The organism is Kaistia granuli DSM 23481, assembly GCF_000380505.1.
Classification (GTDB): domain Bacteria; phylum Pseudomonadota; class Alphaproteobacteria; order Rhizobiales; family Kaistiaceae; genus Kaistia; species Kaistia granuli.
Genome location: NZ_AQYH01000010.1, coordinates 499,549 through 522,283, shown reverse-complemented (window position 1 = coordinate 522,283; position 22,735 = coordinate 499,549). Strand labels below are relative to the sequence as shown.

Sequence of the window (22,735 nt, the reverse complement as noted above, 5' to 3'; positions counted from 1 at the left end):
CAGCGGTACGCGAAACGGCGCGGAATATAACCACGCGGCAAGCCTTTGCAAATGGCCGCGCCCGCATGATAGTGGCGATTGTCGTCCGGAACCTGCGCCAGCAAGCGCGAAGCCAGCCTCCGGAGGGCTGGATGAAGGGTTTCCCCTTCCTCCGAACGCCTTCACCCCCAGCTGCCGGCGCCGCCCGCAGGCCTCGCAACACGCGTGAGGTAAGGTGCGGCCCGAGGAAATGCACTGTGACAGAAGATCCCCTGAAGTCCGTCGCCGATCGCCTCGACCGGCTCATCGCCCTGATCGAACGCGCCGTGCCGCCGGCGCGGCCGAAATTCGACCCTGACGCCGCCGACGCCTTCGTCTGGCAGGCCTCAACTGGCACGCTGCAGCCGGTGCCAAAGGTCAACCGCGTCGAGATGGTGCTCCTGAAGGGCGTCGACCGCGTGCGCGATATCCTGGTCGAGAACACCGATCGTTTCGCCCGCGGCCTGCCGGCCAACAACGTGCTGCTCTGGGGCGCGCGCGGCATGGGCAAGAGCTCGCTGGTCAAGGCGGCGCACGCCACCATCAATGGCGATCCGTCCAAGCTGCCCGGCGGCCATCCGATGAAGCTGATCGAGATTCATCGCGAGGACATCGACAGCTTGCCGGAACTGATGACGCTGGTGCGCGGGCTCGATCGTCGCTTCATCCTGTTCTGCGACGATCTCTCCTTCGACAATGACGACACGTCCTACAAGTCGCTCAAGGCAGCGCTGGACGGCGGCGTCGAGGGACGGCCGGAGAATGTCGTGTTCTACGCGACGTCGAACCGCCGCCACCTGCTGCCGCGCGACATGATGGAGAACGAGCGCTCGACGGCGATCAATCCGGGTGAAGCTGTCGAGGAGAAGGTGTCGCTGTCCGATCGCTTCGGACTGTGGCTCGGTTTCCACAAATGTAGCCAGGACGACTATCTCGCGATGGTGAACGGCTATGCCGAGCATTTCGGGCTGGATGTGGCGCCGGACGTTCTCAGGGCCGAGGCGCTGGAATGGTCCACGACGCGCGGCGCGCGGTCGGGCCGCGTCGCCTGGCAGTATGTGCAGGATCTGGCGGGGCGACTTGGGGTCGCTCTTGCAGGCTGAAGCCGCCCCACCAGCGTTGTGACCGGATGATCCTCACGAGACGAGATCACACCGGCCAGGATCAGTCGGTCAGCCCTGCAAGTAGTCCAGCGGGTTGACCGGCTTCGAGCCCCTGCGGAGCTCGAAATGCAGCTGCGGCGCGTTGACCGAGCCGGACGAGCCCGCCTGCGAGATGATCTGGCCGCGACGGACCGTATCGCCGCGCTTGACCAGGATCTTGCTGTTGTGGGCATAGGCCGAGACCCAGCCGTCCGAGTGACGGACGAGCACCAGATTGCCGTAACCCTCGAGCTCGTTGCCGGCATAGATCACGGTGCCGGCCTCGGCGGCCTTGATCGACGTGCCTTCCGGCACGGCGAGATTGATGCCGTCATTCTTCTCGCCGGTCGCCGAAGCGCCGAAGCCGGTGATGATGCGGCCGCGCACCGGCCAGCGGAACGTGGTTCCGTTGGCTGAACCCGGATCGAGGCTCGCATTGGTGGCGGTCGCCTTGTCCTCGGACGGCGGCTCGTAGGCGACGGGCTGGTTCTTGGTAACGGCGGTAGCCTCGGCCAGACCGGCCGACGGCGCGCCCGGCTTGGCGATCGCCGCGGTCGTCGTCGGATCGGCCTTCTGCGGGGCGTTCGCGGCGAGCGGCTTGCTGTTCGGATCCTCGCCGTGCGGCTTTTCCTCGCGACGGGACGGATCGTTGCGCAGCGCCACGGCCTGCGGATTCTGGTCGTTGCCCGGAATGCGGAGCTTCTGGCCGGACTTCAGCTGATTGGCCGAGGTAAGGCTGTTGGCGGCCGCGAGCTGCTTGGCGCTGACGCCATAGAGACGGGCGATCGACGACAGCGTCTGGCCGGGCGATACCGTGTGCAGGCCATTGAGCGGCGCCTCGGCGGCAGCAACGGGCTTGCGCTCGCCGGCCGGTGCCGGACCGGCGACCAGCTGCGTCGCGTCGCCCGACTGCGGCGCGTTCTGGGCCGACGCGACGGCGGCGCCACTCATGCCGTAGGTCGGAATGGTCAGGCGGGTGCCGGAGCCGACCTGGGACGGGTTGGCGATGTTGTTGACCTTCGCCAGCTCCTTGATCGGAACACCGTAGCGACGCGATACCGACGAAAGGGTCTCGCCCGGTCCGAGCGTCACGACCGTGCCACCCTCGGTCGACCAGGCACCGCCGCGACGCGGCGGCTGGGCGGCCGAGGCGACCTGAGTCGGGGCAACCGGCTGGTTCGAGGCGGAAGGCGGCGTGTAGCCGCGCGGCGCTTCGTAACTGGGCGTGCCATAGGACGGAGCCGCAGCCACCTGCTGCGAGCCCTGCTGAACGCCCGGCAACATGGGCGGCAGGTCAGAGCGGCTGACAGACCGCGACGGCGGCGGCGTTGCCACCACGTCGTTGCTGTAGCTGTAGTCAACCGGAGCCGGCATCGGCTGGTTGCCGCCGCCGATGATCTGCTTCTGATTGGCCGTGCTACCGGTGAAGATGGAACCGTAGCGCCCGCCGTCGGAGCTGCACGCCGCGGTCAGGCCCGCGAGAAGCGCGACAACCGCGACCTGAGAGAGAGTCCGAGACCGAAAAGAGGAAACATTTCTGCACATCGAGCCTACTCGCAACGCCACACCACACATGACGCCACTAAACGCTGGTAACGTTTATAAAGGCTTAAGCACGAACTGAAATTTCGCCGGCGCCACGTGCAACCCTCGCAAAGCCGCGCCAACTCGCCTCCATCCGGACACATGGCTGTGGAGCACGCACGCCGGACACGGTTAAGACCGCGCGACATTCGGCGAAGCAAGATCGCGTCGAATCAGCGTTCGATGAGGGATGAGGACAGAGCCTAGAGCCGGGCCGCCTTGCCCCGGATCAGCGGCACCATGCGGACCGGGCAGATCGGCGTCGCCACCAGCTGGCGGTCGACGCGGATGAAACGGGTCATGGTCTGGATGCCGTCATCGGGGCCGATCGGCATTACCAGTATGCCGCTCGTGCTGAGCGATTCGACGAAGGCCTGCGGCACCGCCTGCGCCGAGGCGGAACAGACGATGCGGTCGAACGGCCCCTTCTCCGGCCAGCCGATCAGGCCGTCGCCGAAGACCGAGGTGATGTTGGCGATCCGCAGCATCTCGAAGCGCGACTGCGCCGCCATCACCAGCGTGCGAAAGCGATCGATCGTATAGACGCGCCGGGACAGACGGGAGAGCACGGCCGCCAGATAGCCCGTGCCGGTGCCGATCTCGAGCACGCGACAGCGTGTCGTCGGCGCCAAAGCCTCGATCATGCGGGCGGCGAGGATGGGCGGCGTGTTGAGCTGGCCGCAATCGATCGGCTGCGGACGCTCCGCGAACAGCGGCGCCCGGCGGATGTCGGAGGGCATGAACGGCTCGCGCGAGATCGACTCGAAGGCGTCGACCATGCGGCGGTCCATGATGCCGAACTGGCGAAGACGCAGCAGGAATTCGGCGATCGGGACAAGACTGTCGTCGAACGCCTCGTAATCCGTCGGGTAAAACTGAACCGCTTCGAGTGCCATACGCTACGCGCCCTCGCCTACACAACGATAATCATGCGGCAAAGGTGGTAAACGCCGTCTTAGTGCACGCGGCGCGTTCTGCAATTTCGTTCCAAATCGCGACATCGGGCCGATCGCACGCCATTCCGCGCGCGATCCCGGCCCTCTGCCGGCAGGAAAGCGCCGCTCAGTCGAACAGGGCCCTAAGCTCATGCGCCTGGTCATAGGCCGTCATGTCGAGCCGAAGCGGCGTGACGGAGATGACGCCGCGACGGATCGCGTCGACATCGGTGCCGGCCGCGTGTTCCTCGGCGATGCGCTGATGCTTCAGCCAGAAATACGGATTGCCGCGGCCGTCATTGCGCTCGTCGACCGTCAGGCCGTGCGTGACGACGCCCTGCGAGGTGACCTCGACGCCGGCAACCAGGCCGGGCGCCCGGTTCGGGAAGTTCAGATTGTAGAGCACGCCGCGCGGGCAGCCATGCGCGATCAGCTTCTTCAGGATGCGCGGCGCATGCGCCTCGACGGTTTCCCACGGAATGACCCGGCGGCCGTCGGTGAAGTCATAGGCCTGGCTGAGCGCGATCGACGGGATGCCGAGCAGCGTCCCCTCGATGGCGCCGGCGACGGTGCCGGAATAGGTGACATCGTCGGCGGCGTTCTGGCCGGAATTGACGCCGGACAGGACGAGATCGGGCGCACGGTCCAGCACCTTGCGCACTGCCATGATCACGCAATCCGTCGGCGTGCCCCGAACCGCATAGGTCTGCTCGGAGACCTGGCGCAGGCGCAGCGGATCGTTCAGCGTCAGCGAATGGGCGAGGCCCGACTGGTCGGTCTCGGGCGCGACGACCCAGACATCGTCGGAAAGCGTCCGCGCGATGCGCTCCAGCACCGCAAGGCCGGGCGCGTGGATGCCGTCGTCATTGGTGATCAGGATGCGCATGTCTGGGTCAGCCTTCGCTATTCGTCTGAGTGTCGGTCGAGAGGAAGCCGATGGGTCGGGAGGATGCCCGGCTGGAGCGGTTATGCCGCCCCCACCTTGTCGAGCCCGCCCATATAGGGCTTCAGCGCCGCCGGCACCGTGATGGAGCCGTCCTCGTTCTGGTAGTTCTCGATGACGGCGATCAGCGCGCGGCCGACCGCCGTGCCCGAACCGTTCAGCGTGTGGACGAAGCGGGTGCCCTTCTCGGCGCCCTGGCGATAGCGCGCATTCATGCGCCGTGCCTGGAAATCGTCGCAGACGGAGACGGACGAGATCTCGCGATAGGTGTTCTGCCCCGGCAGCCAGACCTCGATGTCGTAGGTCTTGCGCGAACCGAAGCCCATGTCGCCGGTGCAGAGCGTCATGACGCGGTAATGCAGGTCGAGCCGCTTCAGCACTTCCTCGGCGCAGCCGAGCATGCGCTCATGCTCGTCGATCGACGTCTCGGGCGTAGTGATCGAGACGAGCTCGACCTTGTTGAACTGGTGCTGGCGCAGCATGCCGCGCGTGTCGCGGCCGGCCGAACCCGCTTCCGAGCGGAAGCAGGGCGTCAGCGCCGTGAAGCGGAGCGGCAGCTCCTTTTCGTCGAGGATACTCTCGCGCACCAGATTGGTCAGCGGCACCTCGGCAGTCGGGATCAGCCAATGCTGCTCGCCCGCCTTGAACAGATCCTCGGCGAATTTCGGCAGCTGCGCCGTGCCATAGAGCGGATCGTCCTTGACCAGAAGCGGCGGCTGCACCTCGGTATAGCCGTTCTCGTTGGTGTGCAGGTCGAGCATGAACTGGCCGATGGCGCGCTCCATCCGGGCCAGCTGGCCCTTGAGCACGACGAAGCGGCTGCCCGAAAGCTTCGCCGCCGCCTCGAAATCCATCAGGCCCATGGCCTCGCCGATCTCGAAATGCTCTTTCGCGGCAAAGGCATGGACGCGCTTCTTCGGACGCGCCGCGGCCGCCTGCTCCTCCGTTTGGTTGCGACCGAAATAGAGGACGTTGTCGGCCTCGTCCTTGCCGACGGGAACATCCTCGAGCGGCAGGTTCGGGATGACGGCGAGCGCGTCGTCCAGCTCCTTGTTGAGCCGGCGCTCCTCGTCCTCGGCATGCGCCAGGAATTCCTTGATCGTCGACACTTCCGCCATCAGGCGCTGGGCCGTTTCCTCGTCCTTGGCGGCCTTGGCCTTGCCGATCTCCTTCGAGGCGGCATTGCGGCGTTCCTGGGCGGCCTGGACCTGGACGATGTGGGCGCGGCGCGCCTCGTCCAGCGCGATCAGCTTCGACGAGATCGGCTCGGCCCCACGACTGGCGAGCGCACGGTCGAGCGCGTCGGGGTTTTCGCGGATCCATTTGATGTCGAGCATGATCGAGCCTCGAAGAGAAGGCGGCCGTCATCCCGGCCGCAGCGGAGCGAAGCGTGTCGCCGGATGACGGATAGTGTGACTGGGCCGGCGGATCAACCCGCGAGCGGCGAGGCCGCGCCCGAAAACGAAGAAGGCCACGCCTCTGCGAGACGCGGCCTTCCAATCGGAGCCGGAGAAACAGGTCGACCTTAGGCCGCCTCTTCCTCTTCGTCGTCGGCAGCCGCTTCCGCGCGCTTGCGCTCGACCATCCGCACGGAAAAGATCGAGATCTCGTAGAGAAGCATGGCGGGGATCGCCAGCGAGATCTGGCTGATGACGTCCGGCGGCGTCAGAACGGCCGCGACGACGAAAGCGATGACGATCGCATAGCGGCGCTTGTCCTTGAGCATCTGGCTCGACACGATGCCGGCCCGACCCAGCAGCGTCAGCACCACCGGCAGCTGGAACACGATGCCGAAGGCGAGCGTCAGCGTCATGATCAGGCCGAGATACTCGTTGACCTTGAACAACGCCTCGATCTGCGCCTTGCCCTCGCCGCCCGTCTGCTGGAACGACAGGAAGAAGTGCAGCGCCATCGGCAGGACGAGGAAATAGACCAGACCCGCGCCGATGATAAACAGCACCGGCGTCGCGATCAGGTAAGGCACGAAGGCCTGCTTCTCGTGCTTGTAGAGCCCCGGCGCCGCGAATTTGTAGATCTGCATCGCGATGACCGGGAAGGCGATGAACACCGCGCCGTAGAGCGCCAGCTTCATCTGCGTCAGGAAATACTCCTGCGGCGCCGTGTAGATCAGCTTCACGTCCTGGGCCGGACCCACCGCCCACTCGTAGGGCAGCACGAGGATGTTGTAGATCGTGCCGGCGAAATAGAAGCAGACCAGGAAGGCGACGAGAACCGCGACCAGCGTCTTGATCAGCCGCGAGCGCAGCTCGATCAGATGGTCCATCAGCGGCATGCGGCTCGCTTCGATCTCGTCTTCGGCCGTCGGTTTGTCGCTCATGTCTTGGGCTCTTCAGTCACACTGGCGACGGAGGGCTCGACAGCGGCCGGCGTCGAAGCGACGGCAGTGTCGGCCGCCGGCTTCGGCTTGCGCGCCCGGCGAACCGGCGCGTCGCCCGTGCTGGCAGTGGCTTCCCCGTTGACCGTCTTGGCCCGGGATGCCCGCGGCTTTGTCGCCGGCGCGTCGCCAGCCTGGGCCGTGGCAGGCTTCTTCTTGGCGCGGGGAGGCTTTGCCTCGGCCGCGACGACCGGCTCCGCCGCGGCGGGCGCCGGAGTGGGCACGACGTCACTGGCGGTCATCAGCTGCGCCGGCTGGTCGGCCGACGGCGGCACCGGCGCGGGCGCCGGCTTGGCGACGGGCCCGGACAGCGGGTTCAGGCTGTTCTTGATGTCGTTCATCGGGTTCAGGCCGCGCAGCTCGTCGAACGACTTCTTGACGTCGTCGAGTTCCGCTTCCTTCAGGGCCTCGTTGAACTGACCCTGAAATTCGCCCGCCATCTTCCGCATCTTGGAGAGGGAGCGTCCCAGCGCGCGCATCATCGGTGGCAGATCCTTGGGACCAACCACGACAATCGCCACCACTGCGATGACGAGCAATTCGCTCCAGCCGATATCCAGCATTATCTCACACCGATCGGCCTAACCTGGAATTCGCGCATGGGCGCGAATCCGGCAGCTTCGCGGCCCTTGTTCAGGCCTTAGCTGGCGCGGGTCTTCTCGTCGGTGTTCGACGAGACGACATCGGAAGGCTTGTGGTCGATCGTCGGCTTTTCGGCGGTATCGTCGTCGGCAAGCCCCTTCTTGAAGCTCTTAACGCCCTTCGCCATGTCGCCCATCACATCCGAAATCTTCCCCTTGCCGAAGAGCAGGAGGACGATCACCAGCACGATCAGCCAGTGCCAGATGCTGAAAGAACCCATCAACTCATCTCCACAAAAATCACGCCTAACGCGTTTGGTGCGAGACTATCGCAGAGACACCCTGCGGCCGCAACCAACCATCTGACCGGCATGTAGGGTTATTCGGCCTGTTTAGCAAACACCAGAACCTCGCGCGGATCGACCGTCAGCCAGACCGTGCTGCCGACGACAAAGGGCTCGCTATTGTCGCGCGTCCGCACCCGGATCGGACGATCGACGCCGTCGATGACGACGCTGAGCAGATCCACCTCGCCCAGGAACTGGTGGCCGACGATGCGCCCCGGCACGCCGTCGCCGGCGATCGTGAAGCCCACGCCCTGCGGCCGGATGCCGACCGAAAGCGCCGCGCCATCGGCGTGGCCATGCGCGCCGAACACGCCGATCGGCGTCTCGACCCGGCCACTCTGCGCGACGGCCTCGAACTCGTTCAGCTCGGAGAAGAAGCGGGCGGCATAGAGGTCCACCGGCTTCTCGTAGAGGTAGCGAGCGGTGCCGACCTGGAGCAGCTTGCCGTGTCGCATCAGCGCGATACGGTCGCCCATCCGCATCGCTTCCTCGGGATCGTGGGTGACGATGATGCAGGTCGCCCGCGTCTCGCGGATGATCGCCATCGTCTCTTCGCGGACATGGTCGCGCAGGCGCTTGTCGAGGCCGGAGAACGGCTCGTCCATCAGCAGCATGGACGGACGCGGCGCGATGGCGCGGGCGAGTGCCACGCGCTGCTGCTCACCGCCCGAAAGAGCATGCGGATGGGCCGAGGCATAGCCGTCGAGGCCGACGCGGGCGAGCGCCAGCCGACCTTGCCGCTCCGCCTCGGCGCGCGGCAGATCATCAAGGCCGTAAATGACGTTCTTCAGGATCGTCATGTGCGGAAACAGGGCATAGTCCTGGAACATCAGGCCGACGCCGCGCTTTTCAGGCGGCACGAATACGGCCGGACCGGCCATCTCGCGGCCATTGACGGTGATGCGCCCCGACGAGGGCCGTTCGAGGCCCGCCGTGACGCGCAGCAGCGTCGTCTTGCCACAGCCCGAGCGACCGAGAAGACAGACCACCTCCCCCGGTTCGACGTCGAGCTTGATGCCGCGCAGCGACGGCGCATTGCCGTAATGATGCGTGACGTCATCGAAGCCCAGGCGGGCGGCGATGGTGACCCCGGCCGTGCCGCGACGGCCCCAGGCGGTGCGTTCAATCGATTGGGTGCTTGCGCTCATGCCTGCGGTTTAGCGACTGAAGCGGCCGCCGTCGAGTTCGACATAACGGTCGCGCCCCTACTTCGGCACGCCCTTCGAAGCGTAATAGGCCTCGGCCGCCGGATGGAACGGCACCGCCGTCCGGACCGCCGCGCTTTCGAGCGAGAGCTTCGCGGCCTCCGGGTGGGAACCGCGAATGAGTTCGACGTTGGCGAAGATGCCGTCGAGCACCGTCGTCACGAAGCGCGCCTCGGCCTTCGACGAAACGATCAGCACATTCGCCACGCCCAGACACGGAACGTCTTCCGTCATGCCGGCATAGGCGGTCTTCGGCAGGACGGCCGGGCGGTAGAGCCCCGGATACTCCTTTTCGATCGACGCGACGTTCTCGGTCGGAAGGAAGGCAAGCTTCGGCTGACCGGCGGCGGCGAGGCTCGACACCGCGGCGGTTGGCACGCCGCCGATCCAGAAGAACGCATCGATCTGGCCAGCCTTGAGCGCGTCCGCCGATTCCGCGACGCCGAAATTGAGTCGTTCGACATCCTTGTGCGGATCGAGCCCCGCGGCGGCCAGGACCCGGTTGGCGATTGTCTCCGTCGAGGAGCCGGTCGATCCGACGGAGACCTTCCTGCCCTTGAGATCGCCGATCCCGGCAATGCCCTTGTCGCCCGCCGCCACGATGTGCAGGTAGGAATCGTAGAGCACCGCGAGCACGGAGAGGTCGAGCTTGCCGTCGCCGGCGAACGCCCCGACCCCGTTGACCGCGTCATAGGCGGAGTCGAGCGTCGAGAAGCCGATATCCGCCTGGCCACGCTGGATGAGGCGGGCATTGTCAACCGAGCCGCGCGTCAGCTGGCCGATCGGGGCCAGGGCCGGCACGGCGGCGGACAGCAGGCTCGCGAGGATCTGGCCGTAGGGATAGAATACCCCGCCGACGCCGCCGGACACGATCACGGCACGCATGGGCTCCTGGGCAACAGACCGGCCCGGTACCAAGGCGAAGACCGAGGCGCCGAGGCCGGCGGCCAGAACATGGCGGCGGTTCAGGACAGATACGACCACGACACTTCCCCCCAAAGCCGGAACGGCATGCATCGCCGCATCGGACGCGCCAGATCATAGAAGGCGGTCAATACGACGCAAGGGAACGTCAAGAAACAAGGTCAACGAATTCTGCCGGACCACGCCGATCGACTTCGGGATAGATCCACGAAGTCCATGGGCCCTTGGTCCAGCGCCGCCCGCCGACGCCAGCGACAGGATTGCGACGGTCTAGTCGTGCTCGCTGAGGCCGGCCGCCAGCAGATCGCCGGGATCGAGCGGATCCTCGTCGTCCGTCAGCGCGTCGCCGTCGCGCGGCTCCGGCACGGAGAAGCCGGGCGGGATGCGGCCGTCGAGCAGGCCGGCGCCCTTGAGCTCGTCGAGCCCCGGCAGATCGCCGATCGCCTCGAGGCCGAAATGGACGAGGAACGTCTCGGTCGAGCCATAGGTGACCGGACGGCCCGGCGTGCGCCGCCGGCCGCGCATGCGGATCCAGCCCGCCTCCATCAGCACGTCGATCGTGCCCTTGGAGATCGACACGCCCCGGATCTCCTCGATCTCCGCCCGCGTCACCGGCTGGTGGTAGGCGATGATGGCAAGCGTCTCGAGGGCAGCGCGCGACAGCTTCTTCTGGTCGTGGGCATCGCGCTGCAGCAGGAAGGCGAGATCGCTCGCGGTGCGGAACATGTACTTGCCGGCGACCTTGACGAGGTTCACGCCCCGGCCGGAATAGGCATGCTCGATCTCGCGCAGGAGCCCCTCGACATCGCTGCCCTCGGGCAGGCGCGCGGCGAGCTCGGCCTTGCCGAGCGGTTCGTCGCTGGCGAACAGCATGGCTTCGAGCATGCGAAGCGCCATGCGATGCGGCTCTGTCGCCAGCAAAGTGAGATTTCCGCGTTCGGAAGGCGATGCATCAACCATGGCTTGTCTCCGCGCCGTCGCGGTCGCGATCGCGCATATAGAGCGAGGCGAACGCCGCCGTCTGGCGCAGTTCCACCCTGCCCTCGCGCACCAGCTCGAGGCTGGCGCTGAAGGAACTTGCCAGCACCGTGGCGCGCATTTCCGGCGTCACGATCCAGGGCGACAGGAAGACGTCGACCGGCGTCCAGTCGGCGATGCTGCCGATCATCCGCGACAGCACCTCGCGCGCCTCGGCCAGCGACCAGACCTGCCGTCGCCGGACATGGACCACCGACACCATCTGGCGCTGGCGCTGCGACGCATAGGCCGTCAGCAGGTCATACAGGGTGGCGCCATATTCGCTGTGATCAATCACCTCGATTGGCTCGGGCATGCCGCGCGCGAACACCTCGCGGCCGAGGCGATCCCGGTTGACCAGCTTCGCCGCGGCGTCGCGCATCGCTTCCAGACGACGCAGCCGGAAGGCCAGCGCCGCCGCCATCTCCTCGCCGCTCGGCTCCTCGTCGGGGGCCGGGGCCGGCAGCAGCAAGCGGGACTTCAGATAGGCGAGCCAGGCGGCCATGACGAGATAGTCGGCCGCCAGTTCGAGCCGAAGCAGCCGCAGCTCCTCGATATAGGCGAGATACTGCTCGGCCAGTGCCAGAATGGAGACCTTGGCGAGATCGACCTTCTGGGTCCGCGCCAGCGCCAGCAGCAGATCGAGCGGGCCTTCGAAACCGTCGACGTCGACGACGAGCGCCGCGTCGCCATCCTTGCGGTCGACGCGCCCCTCCATCTCCCAGAGTTCGCTCTGGCCGTTCTGGTCGCTCGTCCCGGCCATCCTGTCGATCCCTGGCTCAGGCCATCGCCGGCGGCCAGCCGGCGCGTTCGGCGAGGGTTGCATATTCCGCCTCGGCGGCCTCGCGGTCGAGCGGATGCGACGGCTTGCGGGCTGCCCGCGCCGCTGCGGCGCGCTCCGCGGCCCGGCCAGTCAATTCGGGAACAGCGCGCGCCACGTCGCGCATCTCGTCCATGACGCCGTTGCAATGCAGGACCATGTCGCAACCGGCGGAAAGCACGGCGTCGGCACGGCTGGCGAAATCGCCGCCGAGCGCGTTCATCGAAAGATCGTCGCTCATCAGCAGGCCGTCGAAGCCGATGGCCCCGCGGATGATGTCGCGGACGACGACGGGCGAGGTGGTGGCCGGGCGCTCGCGGTCGACAGCCGTGAAGACGATATGCGCCGTCATCGCCATCGGCAGGTCGTTCAGCGCCTTGAAGGGGACAAAATCGGAGGCGTGCAGCGTCTCGAGCGGCGCATCTACCACCGGCAGGCTCAGATGGCTGTCGACGGTGGCGCGACCGTGGCCGGGCATGTGCTTGACGACGGGCAGGACGCCACCGGCAGCCAGTCCCTCGGACGTCGCGCGGCCGAGGATCGAGACGATCTCGGCACTCTCCGCATAGGCACGGTTACCGATCGCGGCATGCGTCTGCGGCGTGCCGACATCGAGCACCGGCAGACAGTCGACGGTGATGCCGAGGTCGATCAGGTCGGAGGCGATCAGCCGTCCGTGCAGCCAGGCCATGCGCCGTCCGGCCGCCTGGTCGTCGGCATAGAGATCGCCGGCGAACTTCGCCGCCGGGCGATTGCGCCAGTGCGGCGGGGCGATGCGCTGGACGCGACCGCCCTCCTGGTCGATCAGGACGGGCCTGTCAGGATCATCGAGAATGTCGCGGAAGGTCGCGACCAGGTCGCAAACCTCTTCCGGGGTGCCGATATTGCGCTTGAAAAGGATCAGCGCCCAAGGCCGCTCGTCGCGATAGAACGCGATTTCATCGGCCGAAAGGCTGCGGCCCGCGCAGCCCGAAATGAATGCTTTGGCGGTCATTCTTCGGCCTTAGCCGCTTGCCGTGCGGACCGCAAGCGGCGGAGTGGCTCCGCCGCCCGGTCTTTCACGATCAGTTCTTCTGGACGATACAGTCGCCGCCGCCGGCGCGCAGGCTTTCGCACAGCGAAACGGCCTGGTCACGCGTCGCCATCGGACCAACGCGGGCGCGATAATAGACGCCCTTCGCGCCGAGATCGGCCCGCACGATGTTCGGCTCCTGACCACCGAGGATGCCGGGGAACTTGCGCTGCATGGCCCTGTAGGCCGCAGCCGCCTGCTCTTCCGAACGCTGCGAGGAGACCTGGACGACGAAGCCGCCAGAGGTCGGCGCGGCGGCGCGCGGTGCTGCTGCCGGAGCCGGCTCCGGAGCGGTCGCCGCGGTCTGCTGCGGGCGCGGCTTGGCGGGTGCCGGGGCCGGAGCCTCCAGATGCGACGGATCCTTCTCGGGCGCGCCGAGATCCATCGGCGGCGCCTCGGCCGTCTCCGTCGGAGCGGGCGCGGCAGGCGCGACGGCAGCGGGAGCCGGGGCGGAAGCGGCCGGAGCCGGCTCCGCCACGCCAGCGCCGTTGCGGGGCTGCGCCTCGCTCGAAATGATCGTGCCGTCCGGCTTCACGACGACGGTGCGAACCTTGCGCGGACCGGCGTCGACATCGGCCGCCGGGGCGGTCGAAACCGGTCCGGCCAGGTCGTCGATCGATTGCGGCGCGGCGCCCTCGCCGGGCGCGCCCGGCAGGATGATCCGCGAAATCCCGCGGCTCGCCTCGGATTCGTCGGCGCCCGGCCGCTCGTCGATCGGGCCATCGTCCGGCAGAACCAGCTGTTCGTCACCGGCCAGCTCGGGGCTGGCACGGTCGTAGATTAGCTTGTTCTGCGCGGCATCCGTCTCGGTCGGCTGGACGGTCGGCTGCACCTTGGTCGGGCCTTCATCCGCCGCGATCACGCGGGGAGCGCCGCTGCTGCCGCCGTCGCTGCCGCCCTTGAGCGCCAACGCGCCAAGGCCGCCGGCGAGAACGACCGCGAGGCCGGCTGCGGCCAGCATCAGTCCCTTGCGGGAGCGACGCGGCTCGGCATAGTCCTGATCCCGCGAATAGGGCGGGACGTCGTCATAGCCGTCATCATAGCCGCCATTGGGATCGTCGCCATAATCGGTCTCATAGCCGGTCGACTGATCGTCGGCGCCGTTCTCCTGTCCAGGATGATAGGCCCCGGCATAGGAAGCCTGCGTCCGCTCGCGACCATAATCCGCCGCGCCCGCATAAGCGGTGCCGGCGTAGGGATCTTCTTCCTCGATCGGCGGCTGCGGCTGCGGCTGATAGCGCGGCTCGGCCTGATAGCGCGGCTCCGCCGGACGCGGCGGCTGGACGGCCTGCCACTGCGGCGGCGCGGCCGGGGCGCCGGGCCGAAGCCCCATGTGATCAAAGCCCGGATCGCGCGCGGGTGCGGCGCGCGGCGGCTGCGGTTCGACCTGCGTCGGCCGGCCGGAAGCCGAACGGACGGACGGATCAAAGGAAGACTGAAGGTCGTTCATCAGCTCGGATTCGAGGTCGAACGACGTATCCCGGACATTCGCCGCCTGGGTGGGCCTCACCGCCGGAGCAGCCGCGGGGGAACGGCCGCCAACGAGGTCGTCGAAACTTGATTTTCCGGAGACGATCCGCGCCAGCTCGACCAGGGGATCGTCCTCCACAGGGGTCGGCTGCTCGTTGCGCCGGCCCGTGTTCCCGTCGGGCGACTGGGGTCGCCGCGAGAACGAGTTATCGTAGCGATCTGCCATCGCGCTCCACTTTCCGTCTTAGCCGGTGCTGTCCGTCTGCCGGGCGCAAAGCTCCGGGGGAGACCTCACCGCATCTCTTCGGGCGCATTAACGCCGAGCACCAGCAAACCGGATGACAGCACCAGCTTTGTGGCATGAACAAGGGCAAGCCGGGCCGCAGTCAACTGTGGTTGTTCAAGGTTAATAAAGCGTAATTGCGGCAGATCTTTACCCCTGTTCCACTGTTGATGGAACTCTGCTGCGAGATCGTAAAGGTAGAAGGCGATCCGGTGCGGTTCGTGCGCTTCGGCGGCGGATTCGATGATTCGAGGGAACTCGGCGAGCCGCCGCTGCAGGCCGATTTCACCAGCATCGTCGAGCAGCGAGAGATCGGCTTCGGCGAGGGCCGCCGCCGACAGGTCGAGCGCCGGCAGGTCCTGCGCCGCATTGCGCAGGATCGAGGCGGCGCGCGCATGGCCGTACTGGACGTAGAAGACCGGGTTGTCCTTGGACTGCTCCGTCACCTTCTGGAAATCGAAATCGAGCGGCGCGTCGCTCTTGCGGTAGAGCATCATGAAGCGGACGGCGTCGCGGCCGACTTCCTCGACCACCTCGCGCAACGTGACGAAATCGCCCGAGCGCTTCGACATGCGCACCGGCTCGCCGGCGCGGAAGAGCTTCACCAGCTGGCAAAGCAGCACGTCGACGGAGGCCGTGCCACCCGAAATGGCGCGGCCGACCGCCTGCAGGCGCTTGACATAACCGCCATGATCGGCGCCCAGCACATAGATCATCTGCCGGAAGCCGCGGTCGAACTTGTCCTTGAAATAGGCCACGTCGCCGGCGAAGTAGGTGTAGCTGCCATCCGACTTGACCAGCGGCCGGTCGATGTCGTCGCCGACATCGGTGGCGCGGAACAGAAGCTGCTCGCGATCTTCCCAATCGTCGGGAAGCTGGCCCTTGGGCGGCGGCAGCGTGCCGCTATAGACGAAGCCCTTCTGCTCCATGTCGGCGATTGTCTCGGCGATCTTGCCGCCGTTCTCGCCGCTCAGCGTCCGCTCCGAGAAGAAGACGTCGTGATGCACGTTCAGGAGCGCGAGATCGTCGCGGATCATGATCATCATGGCGCTGATCGCCGCGTCGCGGACGATCGGCATCCATTCCGCGTCCGGCATGTCGAGCAGCTTGCGGCCATGGACGTCCGCCAGCGCGGCGCCGACCGGCATCAGGTAGTCGCCCGGATAGAGGCCCTCGGGGATCGCGCCGATCTCCTCGCCGAGCGCCTCGCGATAGCGCAGGAAGGCCGACCGGGCGAGCACGTCGACCTGGCCGCCGGCGTCGTTGATGTAATATTCCTTGGTGACGTCGAAGCCGCCCCAATCGAGCAGATTGGCGAGCGCGTCGCCGACCACAGCACCGCGGCAATGGCCGACATGCATCGGGCCGGTCGGATTGGCCGAGACATATTCGACATTGACCTTGAGCCCGTCGCCGAGCCGGCTGCGGCCATAATCCTGCCCGGCGCCGATCAACGTCTTCAGGGCGTGGGCGCGATAGGGCGCGGCCAGCGTCAGGTTGATGAAGCCCGGACCGGCGACCTCGACCGAGGCGACATCCTCGTCATCGCGCAGCCGGCCGGCGATCGCCTCGGCCAGATCGCGCGGCTTCAGGCCGAGCGGCTTCGCCAGCACCATCGCGGCATTGGTCGCGAGATCGCCATGGGCTGCGTCGCGCGGGGGCTCGACGACGATGCGGGAGAGATCGACGGGCGCGCTGTCGCGCGCCGCCAGGATAATCTCGACGGCCGAGGTGACGCGTGCGGTGAAGTCGCGGAAAATGTTCATAGCGGGATCGGGCCCTTCGGGCGGAAACGGAGATTTGTGCTGCGCGCCTAACCCAAATCGGGCGAAGCGTCAAACAGACGCTGATGCTCGCGCAGTGCATAGCGGTCGGTCATGCCGGCGAGAAAGTCAGCGATACGGCGGGCTCGGCGGTCGAGATCCCCGACATCCAGCTCGCGCCGCCACTCGCCGGGAAGGGCGTCGGGATCGTTCCAGTAGCGCTCGAACAGGCGCTGCACCACGCCTTCCGCCGCCGTCATCACCTGCATGACGCGCGGGTGGCGATAGACGTTGTGCCAGAGATGCGCCTTGATCGCCTTGTCGGCTTCCAACAGCGCATCCGAGAAGGCGATCATCGGCCGGCCGGCATGGCGGAGTTGATCGGCGGAGCGCGGCGCCGTCGCTTCGAGCCGGCGCAGCGCCTCGGCAATGACATCCTCGATCATCCGGGTGATGACGCGCCGGACGATTTCGTTGACGAGGCGAGGCTTTTCCAGCCCGGGATAGCGGGCATCGATTTCGTCGATGATATCGCGCAGGAAATCGACCTCGCGCAGGCCCTCCACCTTCAGCAGCCCTGCCCTCAGCCCGTCATCGATATCGTGCGCGTCATAGGCGATGTCGTCGGCGATCGCGGCGGCCTGCGCCTCGGCCGAGGCATAGGTCGCGAGCTGCAGATCCTGCTCGGCCGCATAGGCCAGGATCGCGGCGGGAAGCGTCTTGCCGGCATAGGCGCCGACGCCCCTGCCCTCCGCGTCGACCAGCGGGCCGTTGTGCTTGACCAGCCCCTCCAGCGCCTCCCAGGAGAGGTTGAGCCCGTCGAAATGCGGGTAGCGCCGCTCCAGCTTGGTGACAACGCGCAGGCTCTGCGCGTTGTGGTCGAAGCCGCCATGTCCCTGCATCAGCCGGTCGAGCGCCCGCTCGCCGGCATGGCCGAACGGCGTATGGCCGAGATCATGCGACAGCGCGATCGCCTCGGCGAGATCCTCGTCAAGGCGCAGCGCGCGGGCGAGCGCCCGTGCGATCTGCGCCACCTCTATCGTGTGAGTCAGTCGGGTGCGGTAGTGATCGCCGGTGTCGAACAGGAAGACCTGCGTCTTGTCCTTCAGGCGACGGAAGGCGGTCGAATGGACAATGCGGTCGCGATCGCGTTGATAGGGCGTACGCGTCGGGCTCTCGGGCTCGGGATAGAGCCGGCCGCGGCTCGCCGCCGGGTCGACGGCGAAGGCGGCGTGCGGACCAATGCCGAAGCCGATCTGGCCTTCCATTTGCGCTTCTCTCTCCCGCCTGTTGCATCGCAGCGATTGACACCGCCAATCGCATTCCTAACTATCGGGGACGGGCGCCCGCAAGGTACCCCCAATTTCGGAAGTAGCCATGACCACTGAAACGCTCGACGTCACCCTGTCCGACCGCGCCGCCAAGCGGATTGCGAGGATCCTCTCGAAGGAACCGAGCGGCACGGCGCTGCGCGTCAGCGTCTCCGGCGGCGGCTGTTCCGGCTTCCAGTACGGCTTCGACCTCGACACCACCCGGGCCGACGACGACCTCGTGATCGAGCGCGACGGTGCGCTGGTGCTGATCGACCAGATCTCCCTGCCCTATATGGACGGCTCGGAGATCGACTTCGTCGACGATCTGATCGGCCAGTCCTTCCAGATCAGGAACCCGCACGCTACCGCATCCTGCGGCTGCGGCACCAGCTTCGCGCTGTAAGGGACCGCTTCCCGAGGGAAGCGGCTCCGATCTGCCGCCTACTGGAACGCCGTCTCGGTGAAGCTCCGGAGCTTGCGCGAATGCAGGCGCTCCGGCGGCATGTCGCGCAGCATCTCCATGGCGCGGATGCCGATCTCCAGATGCTGGCCGACCTGGCGGCGATAGAAGTCGGACGCCATGCCCGGCAGCTTCAGTTCGCCATGCAGCGGCTTGTCCGAGACGCAGAGCAGCGTTCCGTAGGGCACGCGGAAGCGGAAGCCGTTCGCCGCGATCGTGGCCGACTCCATGTCGAGCGCGATGGCGCGCGACTGCGAGAAGCGCTGCACCGGCTCGCGGTGGTCGCGCAGTTCCCAGTTGCGGTTGTCGATCGTTGCGACGGTCCCCGTCCGCATGATGCGCTTCAGGTCGTAGCCCTCGAGCCCGGTCACGGCCTCGACCGCGTCCTCGAGGGCGATCTGCACCTCGGCGAGCGGCGGAATCGGGATCCAGGTCGGCAGGTCGGCATCGAGCACATGGTCCTCGCGCACATAGCCATGCGCCAGCACATAATCGCCGAGCGCCTGCGTGTTGCGCAGGCCGGCGCAGTGGCCGAGCATCAGCCAGGCGTGTGGCCGCAGCACGGCCACGTGGTCGGTGATCGTCTTGGCGTTCGAGGGACCGACGCCGATATTGATCATCGTCAGACCGGCATTGCCGGCGAATTTCAGGTGATAGGCGGGCATTTGCGGCAGGCGCGGCGGCGCGATGCCGGAGGTAGGCTCCATGCTTCCCGCCGGCGTGATCACATTGCCGGGCTCGACGAACGCCTCGTAGCCGCCGCCGCCCTCGGCCATCAGCTTGCGGGCGCGGACGCAGAACTCGTCGATGTAGAACTGGTAGTTGGTGAACAGCACGAAGTTCTGGAAATGCTCGGCATTGGTCGCCGTGTAGTGCGCCAGGCGGAACAGCGAATAATCGATGCGCGGCGCGGTGAACGGCGCCAGCGGCAGCGGCATGCCCGGCAGCGGCTCGAAGGTGCCGTTGGCGATCGCGTCGTCGGTGACGGCGAGATCCGGCACGTCGAACATGTCGCGCAGCGGCCGCTCGATCCGCTCGGCCAGCTGGCCTTCGACATGCACACCGTTCGGGAAGGCGAAATGCAGCGGGATCGGCAGCGTCGATGGGCCGACCGTCACCGGCAGGCCGTGATTGCGCACGAGAAGCTTGATCTGCTCCTTCAGATAGTTCCGGAACAGCCCCGGCTGCGTCACCGTGGTGGCGTAGATGCCCGGTCCCGAGACATGGCCGTAGGCGAGGCGCGAATCGATCTTGGCGTAGCTCGTCGTGGTGAAGCGGATCTCGGGATAGGTCGCACGGACGCGGCCGACGGGCGGATGCCCCTTCAGCAGCGCGTCGAAACGGTCGCGCAGATGCGCCGTGTGGAGGTCGTAGATTTCCTCGAGCCGGGCAATCGCCAGATCGGGATCGGTGAATGCCTCGCTGGCAATCGGCTTCGGAACGTCGAACGGCTCGGGATCGGTCATATCACCCCCACTTTCGGGCGCGACTGTCGGCCAGCCGGCGCATGCGGTCAAGCCACGCGCCGGCGGTTTGAAAGGGCGGCCGGTGATCAGACGAGCTTGGCGTCGAGATCGATCGGCACAGCCTTCAGGGCCTTCGATACCGGACAGCCTTCCTTGGTCGCCGCGGCGATGCCGTCAAAGGTGGCCTTGTCGATTCCCGGCACCTTCGCCTCGGTGATGAGCTGGATATGGGTGATCGCGAATCCGCCGGACGGCACCGGCTCGACCTTCACCTTGGCCGTGGTGGAAATGGTATCGACCGTGAAGCCGGCCCCGGAAAGTCCGCCGGACAGCGCCATCGAGTAGCAGCCCGCATGGGCCGCCGCGATCAGCTCCTCGGGATTGGTTCCCTTGCCTTCCTCGAAGCGCGACGAGAAATTGTACTGGCCTTCCCAGACGCCATTGCCGACGTGAACGGTCCCCTTGCCGCTCTTGAGATCACCCTGCCACTTCGCGTCCGATGTCCTGACCGGCATTCGAGCCTCCTTCTGCGGGTTCACACTCCGGCCCTCGCCGGAGCCCTAGAGTTAGGTCGCGACGACGGCCGATCCAAGGGGCGAGGCGCGCTTCGCGCCGTTGGCTCGTTGGCGCTCGTGGCGGAAGTCGCACAGCAGATGTGCAAGACGATCGAAGCCATGCCCCCCCGGTGGCAACGCGCGGCGGATCGGCTAGTGTGCTTCGCATGAAGATCGCGACCTGGAACATCAACGGCGTCAAAGCCCGCATCGACACCGCCCTCGCCTGGCTGAAGGAAGCCTCGCCCGATATCGCCTGCCTGCAGGAGATCAAATCGGTCGACGAAGGCTTCCCGACCTCGGCCTTCGAGGATCTCGGCTACAATGTCGCCACCCACGGCCAGAAGGGCTTCAACGGCGTCGCGCTGCTGTCGAAACTTCCCTTCGACGAGGTCAACCGCGGCCTGCCGGGCGACGACGGCGACGATCATGCCCGCTTCATCGAAGGTGTGTTCTCGGTGCCAAGCGGCGCGCTGCGCGTCGTCTCGCTCTATCTGCCGAACGGCAATCCGATCGACACGCCGAAATTCCCCTACAAGCTCGCCTGGATGGAACGGCTGCGCCTGTGGGCGGCCGAGCGGCTGACCTATGAGGAGCCGCTGGTTCTGGCCGGCGACTACAACGTGATCGCCGAGCCGCGCGACGCCAAGGATCCGTCGCTCTGGCTGAACGACGCGCTCTACCAGCCCGAGACCCGCAGGGCCTACCGGGCGATCGAGACGCTGGGCCTGACCGACGCGCTGCGCGCCACCACCGACGAGGGCGGCCTCTATACGTTCTGGGACTATCAGGCCGGCGCCTTCCAGAAGAACAACGGCATTCGCATCGATCATCTGCTGTTGTCGCCGCAGGCGGCCGACCGGCTTGTTTCCGTCGGAATAGACAAGCATGTGCGCGGCTGGGACAAGCCGTCCGATCACGTGCCGGTCCATGTGGAGCTTTCAATTTGAGCCAGGTGATGAGCGCGGCGCCGATCACGGGCGGCTGCCTGTGTGGCCGGATCCACTACAACATCGACCGGCCGCCGCGGATCGTGTGCCATTGCCATTGCCGCATGTGCCAGCTGGCAAGCGGCGCGCTGTTCCTGACCTGGGCGACCTTCGACGCCAGCGCCTTCAGCCTGACCGCCGGCACGCCGGCGATCCACGAATCCTCGGCCACCGGCCGCCGGCACTTCTGCGCCGATTGCGGCACGCCGCTGATGATGACGACGACCGACGATCCCCTGAAGATCGACGTCACCCTCGCCTCGCTCGACGAGCCGGACCGCTTCGCCGTCCAGCACAATATCTGGGTCGGCAGCCGCCGCGGCGCCAGCAAGGGCTTCGACGCCGAACTGCCTTCGCATCTGGATGAACCGACCGGCTGAGGAAGCCACCGATGACGAGCCTGGCCGCGACCGTGCTGAAAGCGTTTCAAGCCCAGGCTGCCGCGTGCCGGGGCCTCGGCTCCCCCTTCACCGCCGATGTCTGCGACGCCGTCGGCGCGCGACTGGACGAGACCAGCCGCTTCGGGCGGCGTATCCTCGGCTGGTCCGGCGACCCCGTCGCTGACGCGCTGGCGCTTCGGGCAGCCGCCGGATTCCACGCCTTGAAGCGCGCCGGCCGATCGCCGGCTCTCACCGCCGCCTACCCACCAAACACCATCGACGGCGAGACTCTCGCCGACGCGCTGACCGCTGCGATCGGCGAGCACGATCAATTCCTGCACGACTGGCTCGACAGCCCGCCGCAGACCAACGAAGTCGCCCGCTCCTCCGTGCTGCTTGGAGGCGCCCTGATCCTTGGCCAGGAAATCGGCCTGCCGATCGCCTGGCACGAAATCGGCGCCAGCATCGGGCTCAATCTCGGTTTCGATCGCTACCGCTACGAACTCGGCGCTGCCTCGTGGGGCGCGGCGGATTCACCCGTCCGGATCCGCTCCGAATGGCGCGGCCCGGCGCCAGACACCGCCGCCCCGCTGAAGATCCTCGAACGGGCCGGCTGCGACCTCCAGCCGCTCGATCCCCGATCGAAGCGGGATCGCGAGCGGCTCCTCGCCTATATCTGGGCCGACCAGACGGAGCGGCTCGCTCGGGCCAGCGCCGCGCTCGACGTCGCGGCGGCCGCCTCATGGCGGGTCGAGAAAGCGGATGCCGCGGCCTGGGTCGAGCGGCGACTGTCCGCGCCTCAGACTTCGGGGACGCTGCGTGTGCTGGCCCATACCATCATGTGGCAGTACCTGCCGGGCGCGACGCAGGCGGCGATCACGGCGAGCCTCGACGAAGTCGGGCGGAAGGCGACGGCCGCGACACCGCTTGCCTGGCTCCGCATGGAGGCGGACGAGAAACCCGGAACCGCCGGCGTTCGTCTGACGACCTGGCCCGGCGGCGCTACCCGCGAGATTGCGCGCGCCGATTTCCACGGCCGGTTCGTCGACTGGAGCCCCCGATAGACCGACTTCG

At 67.0% G+C, this 22,735-nt stretch carries 22 protein-coding genes; 5 read left to right on the top strand and 17 right to left on the bottom strand.

Going from position 1 to position 22,735, the window contains the following annotated elements; all coding sequences use genetic code 11:
• The first annotated feature begins 236 nt into the window (after positions 1–236).
• Entirely contained in the window at positions 237–1,121 is an 885-nt protein-coding gene (locus tag G342_RS0117565) for an ATP-binding protein (RefSeq protein WP_018184482.1), read from the top strand.
• A 69-nt stretch (positions 1,122–1,190) separates the two neighbouring features.
• Here the strand turns inward: G342_RS0117565 and G342_RS0117560 are convergent, their stop codons facing one another.
• The 15 genes from G342_RS0117560 to G342_RS0117490 all read right to left on the bottom strand — a co-directional run bounded on the left by G342_RS0117560 (position 1,191) and on the right by G342_RS0117490 (position 17,767).
• Complete coding sequence (locus G342_RS0117560) at positions 1,191–2,534, bottom strand: peptidoglycan DD-metalloendopeptidase family protein (RefSeq protein ID WP_198010818.1); 1,344 nt, start codon at positions 2,532–2,534, stop codon at positions 1,191–1,193.
• A gap of 413 nt (positions 2,535–2,947) precedes the next feature.
• Positions 2,948–3,640, bottom strand: coding sequence for a protein-L-isoaspartate(D-aspartate) O-methyltransferase (locus G342_RS0117555; RefSeq protein ID WP_018184480.1), 693 nt, complete (start codon positions 3,638–3,640; stop codon positions 2,948–2,950).
• A gap of 166 nt (positions 3,641–3,806) precedes the next feature.
• Positions 3,807–4,565, bottom strand: a complete 759-nt coding sequence (gene surE / locus G342_RS0117550; RefSeq protein WP_018184479.1) for a 5'/3'-nucleotidase SurE — start codon at positions 4,563–4,565, stop codon at positions 3,807–3,809.
• Between the two features lie 80 nt (positions 4,566–4,645).
• A complete protein-coding gene (gene serS / locus G342_RS0117545; RefSeq protein ID WP_018184478.1) occupies positions 4,646–5,959 on the bottom strand; it encodes a serine--tRNA ligase in 1,314 nt (437 codons plus the stop codon).
• A 188-nt stretch (positions 5,960–6,147) separates the two neighbouring features.
• Positions 6,148–6,960, bottom strand: a complete 813-nt coding sequence (gene tatC / locus G342_RS0117540; RefSeq protein WP_018184477.1) for a twin-arginine translocase subunit TatC — start codon at positions 6,958–6,960, stop codon at positions 6,148–6,150.
• On the bottom strand, positions 6,957–7,580 hold the full coding sequence (gene tatB / locus G342_RS0117535) for a Sec-independent protein translocase protein TatB (RefSeq protein WP_018184476.1): 624 nt from the start codon (positions 7,578–7,580) through the stop codon (positions 6,957–6,959). The genes tatC and tatB overlap by 4 nt, the downstream gene beginning before the upstream one ends.
• A gap of 77 nt (positions 7,581–7,657) precedes the next feature.
• Positions 7,658–7,879, bottom strand: a complete 222-nt coding sequence (locus G342_RS0117530; protein ID WP_018184475.1) for a twin-arginine translocase TatA/TatE family subunit — start codon at positions 7,877–7,879, stop codon at positions 7,658–7,660.
• 98 nt (positions 7,880–7,977) lie between these two features.
• Entirely contained in the window at positions 7,978–9,093 is a 1,116-nt protein-coding gene (locus G342_RS0117525; protein WP_018184474.1) for an ABC transporter ATP-binding protein, read from the bottom strand.
• Between the two features lie 57 nt (positions 9,094–9,150).
• Positions 9,151–10,134 (bottom strand): TAXI family TRAP transporter solute-binding subunit, encoded by a 984-nt coding sequence (locus tag G342_RS0117520; RefSeq protein WP_018184473.1) that lies wholly within the window; start codon positions 10,132–10,134, stop codon positions 9,151–9,153.
• A gap of 210 nt (positions 10,135–10,344) precedes the next feature.
• The gene (scpB, locus tag G342_RS0117515; RefSeq protein WP_018184472.1) at positions 10,345–10,971 is read right to left on the bottom strand and encodes an SMC-Scp complex subunit ScpB; all 627 of its coding nucleotides are present in this window, start codon (positions 10,969–10,971) and stop codon (positions 10,345–10,347) included.
• A 55-nt stretch (positions 10,972–11,026) separates the two neighbouring features.
• Entirely contained in the window at positions 11,027–11,854 is an 828-nt protein-coding gene (locus G342_RS0117510; RefSeq protein WP_018184471.1) for a segregation and condensation protein A, read from the bottom strand.
• A gap of 16 nt (positions 11,855–11,870) precedes the next feature.
• The gene (nagZ, locus tag G342_RS0117505; RefSeq protein ID WP_018184470.1) at positions 11,871–12,905 is read right to left on the bottom strand and encodes a beta-N-acetylhexosaminidase; all 1,035 of its coding nucleotides are present in this window, start codon (positions 12,903–12,905) and stop codon (positions 11,871–11,873) included.
• 70 nt (positions 12,906–12,975) lie between these two features.
• Positions 12,976–14,679: an SPOR domain-containing protein gene (locus G342_RS25410; RefSeq protein ID WP_018184469.1), complete on the bottom strand. Its 1,704-nt coding sequence runs from the start codon at positions 14,677–14,679 to the stop codon at positions 12,976–12,978.
• Positions 14,680–14,744: 65 nt separating this feature from the next.
• The gene (gene argS / locus G342_RS0117495) at positions 14,745–16,502 is read right to left on the bottom strand and encodes an arginine--tRNA ligase (protein ID WP_018184468.1); all 1,758 of its coding nucleotides are present in this window, start codon (positions 16,500–16,502) and stop codon (positions 14,745–14,747) included.
• Positions 16,503–16,549: 47 nt separating this feature from the next.
• Positions 16,550–17,767 carry a deoxyguanosinetriphosphate triphosphohydrolase gene (locus tag G342_RS0117490; protein WP_018184467.1) on the bottom strand — a complete coding sequence of 406 codons (1,218 nt, stop codon included), beginning with the start codon at positions 17,765–17,767 and terminating at the stop codon, positions 16,550–16,552.
• 109 nt (positions 17,768–17,876) lie between these two features.
• Between G342_RS0117490 and erpA the strand changes: the two genes are divergently transcribed.
• Positions 17,877–18,215: an iron-sulfur cluster insertion protein ErpA gene (gene erpA, locus G342_RS0117485; protein WP_018184466.1), complete on the top strand. Its 339-nt coding sequence runs from the start codon at positions 17,877–17,879 to the stop codon at positions 18,213–18,215.
• Positions 18,216–18,253: 38 nt separating this feature from the next.
• Here erpA and G342_RS0117480 read toward each other — a convergent pair whose 3' ends face one another.
• Positions 18,254–19,738, bottom strand: a complete 1,485-nt coding sequence (locus tag G342_RS0117480; RefSeq protein WP_018184465.1) for an AMP nucleosidase — start codon at positions 19,736–19,738, stop codon at positions 18,254–18,256.
• A gap of 86 nt (positions 19,739–19,824) precedes the next feature.
• Positions 19,825–20,253 (bottom strand): OsmC family protein, encoded by a 429-nt coding sequence (locus G342_RS0117475; RefSeq protein ID WP_018184464.1) that lies wholly within the window; start codon positions 20,251–20,253, stop codon positions 19,825–19,827.
• 206 nt (positions 20,254–20,459) lie between these two features.
• On the opposite strand from G342_RS0117475, the gene xth reads away from it, so the two are divergent.
• Genes xth through G342_RS0117460 form a run of 3 tightly spaced genes read left to right on the top strand, consistent with a single transcriptional unit; the run spans position 20,460 to position 22,725 of the window.
• A complete protein-coding gene (gene xth, locus G342_RS0117470; protein ID WP_018184463.1) occupies positions 20,460–21,242 on the top strand; it encodes an exodeoxyribonuclease III in 783 nt (260 codons plus the stop codon).
• A gap of 5 nt (positions 21,243–21,247) precedes the next feature.
• Entirely contained in the window at positions 21,248–21,661 is a 414-nt protein-coding gene (locus G342_RS24525) for a GFA family protein (protein WP_245557301.1), read from the top strand.
• An 11-nt stretch (positions 21,662–21,672) separates the two neighbouring features.
• The gene (locus tag G342_RS0117460) at positions 21,673–22,725 is read left to right on the top strand and encodes a DUF2332 domain-containing protein (RefSeq protein ID WP_018184461.1); all 1,053 of its coding nucleotides are present in this window, start codon (positions 21,673–21,675) and stop codon (positions 22,723–22,725) included.
• Positions 22,726–22,735: the final 10 nt, after the last annotated feature.

Excerpts from the sequence above, each read along its gene's own strand:
- G342_RS0117555 (WP_018184480.1), bottom strand. The coding sequence starts at position 3,640 with ATGGCACTCGAAGCGGTTCAGTTTTACCCGACGGATTACGAGGCGTTC.
- scpB (WP_018184472.1), bottom strand. The coding sequence starts at position 10,971 with ATGGCGCTTCGCATGCTCGAAGCCATGCTGTTCGCCAGCGACGAACCG.
- serS (WP_018184478.1), bottom strand. The coding sequence starts at position 5,959 with ATGCTCGACATCAAATGGATCCGCGAAAACCCCGACGCGCTCGACCGT.
- G342_RS0117480 (WP_018184465.1), bottom strand. The coding sequence starts at position 19,738 with ATGACCGATCCCGAGCCGTTCGACGTTCCGAAGCCGATTGCCAGCGAG.
- G342_RS0117460 (WP_018184461.1), top strand. The coding sequence starts at position 21,673 with ATGACGAGCCTGGCCGCGACCGTGCTGAAAGCGTTTCAAGCCCAGGCT.
- tatC (WP_018184477.1), bottom strand. The coding sequence starts at position 6,960 with ATGAGCGACAAACCGACGGCCGAAGACGAGATCGAAGCGAGCCGCATG.
- G342_RS0117560 (WP_198010818.1), bottom strand. The coding sequence starts at position 2,534 with ATGCCGGCTCCGGTTGACTACAGCTACAGCAACGACGTGGTGGCAACG.
- G342_RS0117490 (WP_018184467.1), bottom strand. The coding sequence starts at position 17,767 with ATGGAAGGCCAGATCGGCTTCGGCATTGGTCCGCACGCCGCCTTCGCC.
- surE (WP_018184479.1), bottom strand. The coding sequence starts at position 4,565 with ATGCGCATCCTGATCACCAATGACGACGGCATCCACGCGCCCGGCCTT.
- G342_RS0117475 (WP_018184464.1), bottom strand. The coding sequence starts at position 20,253 with ATGCCGGTCAGGACATCGGACGCGAAGTGGCAGGGTGATCTCAAGAGC.
- G342_RS0117530 (WP_018184475.1), bottom strand. The coding sequence starts at position 7,879 with ATGGGTTCTTTCAGCATCTGGCACTGGCTGATCGTGCTGGTGATCGTC.
- G342_RS0117525 (WP_018184474.1), bottom strand. The coding sequence starts at position 9,093 with ATGAGCGCAAGCACCCAATCGATTGAACGCACCGCCTGGGGCCGTCGC.
- xth (WP_018184463.1), top strand. The coding sequence starts at position 20,460 with ATGAAGATCGCGACCTGGAACATCAACGGCGTCAAAGCCCGCATCGAC.
- G342_RS25410 (WP_018184469.1), bottom strand. The coding sequence starts at position 14,679 with ATGGCAGATCGCTACGATAACTCGTTCTCGCGGCGACCCCAGTCGCCC.
- erpA (WP_018184466.1), top strand. The coding sequence starts at position 17,877 with ATGACCACTGAAACGCTCGACGTCACCCTGTCCGACCGCGCCGCCAAG.
- tatB (WP_018184476.1), bottom strand. The coding sequence starts at position 7,580 with ATGCTGGATATCGGCTGGAGCGAATTGCTCGTCATCGCAGTGGTGGCG.
- argS (WP_018184468.1), bottom strand. The coding sequence starts at position 16,502 with ATGAACATTTTCCGCGACTTCACCGCACGCGTCACCTCGGCCGTCGAG.
- G342_RS0117510 (WP_018184471.1), bottom strand. The coding sequence starts at position 11,854 with ATGGCCGGGACGAGCGACCAGAACGGCCAGAGCGAACTCTGGGAGATG.
- nagZ (WP_018184470.1), bottom strand. The coding sequence starts at position 12,905 with ATGACCGCCAAAGCATTCATTTCGGGCTGCGCGGGCCGCAGCCTTTCG.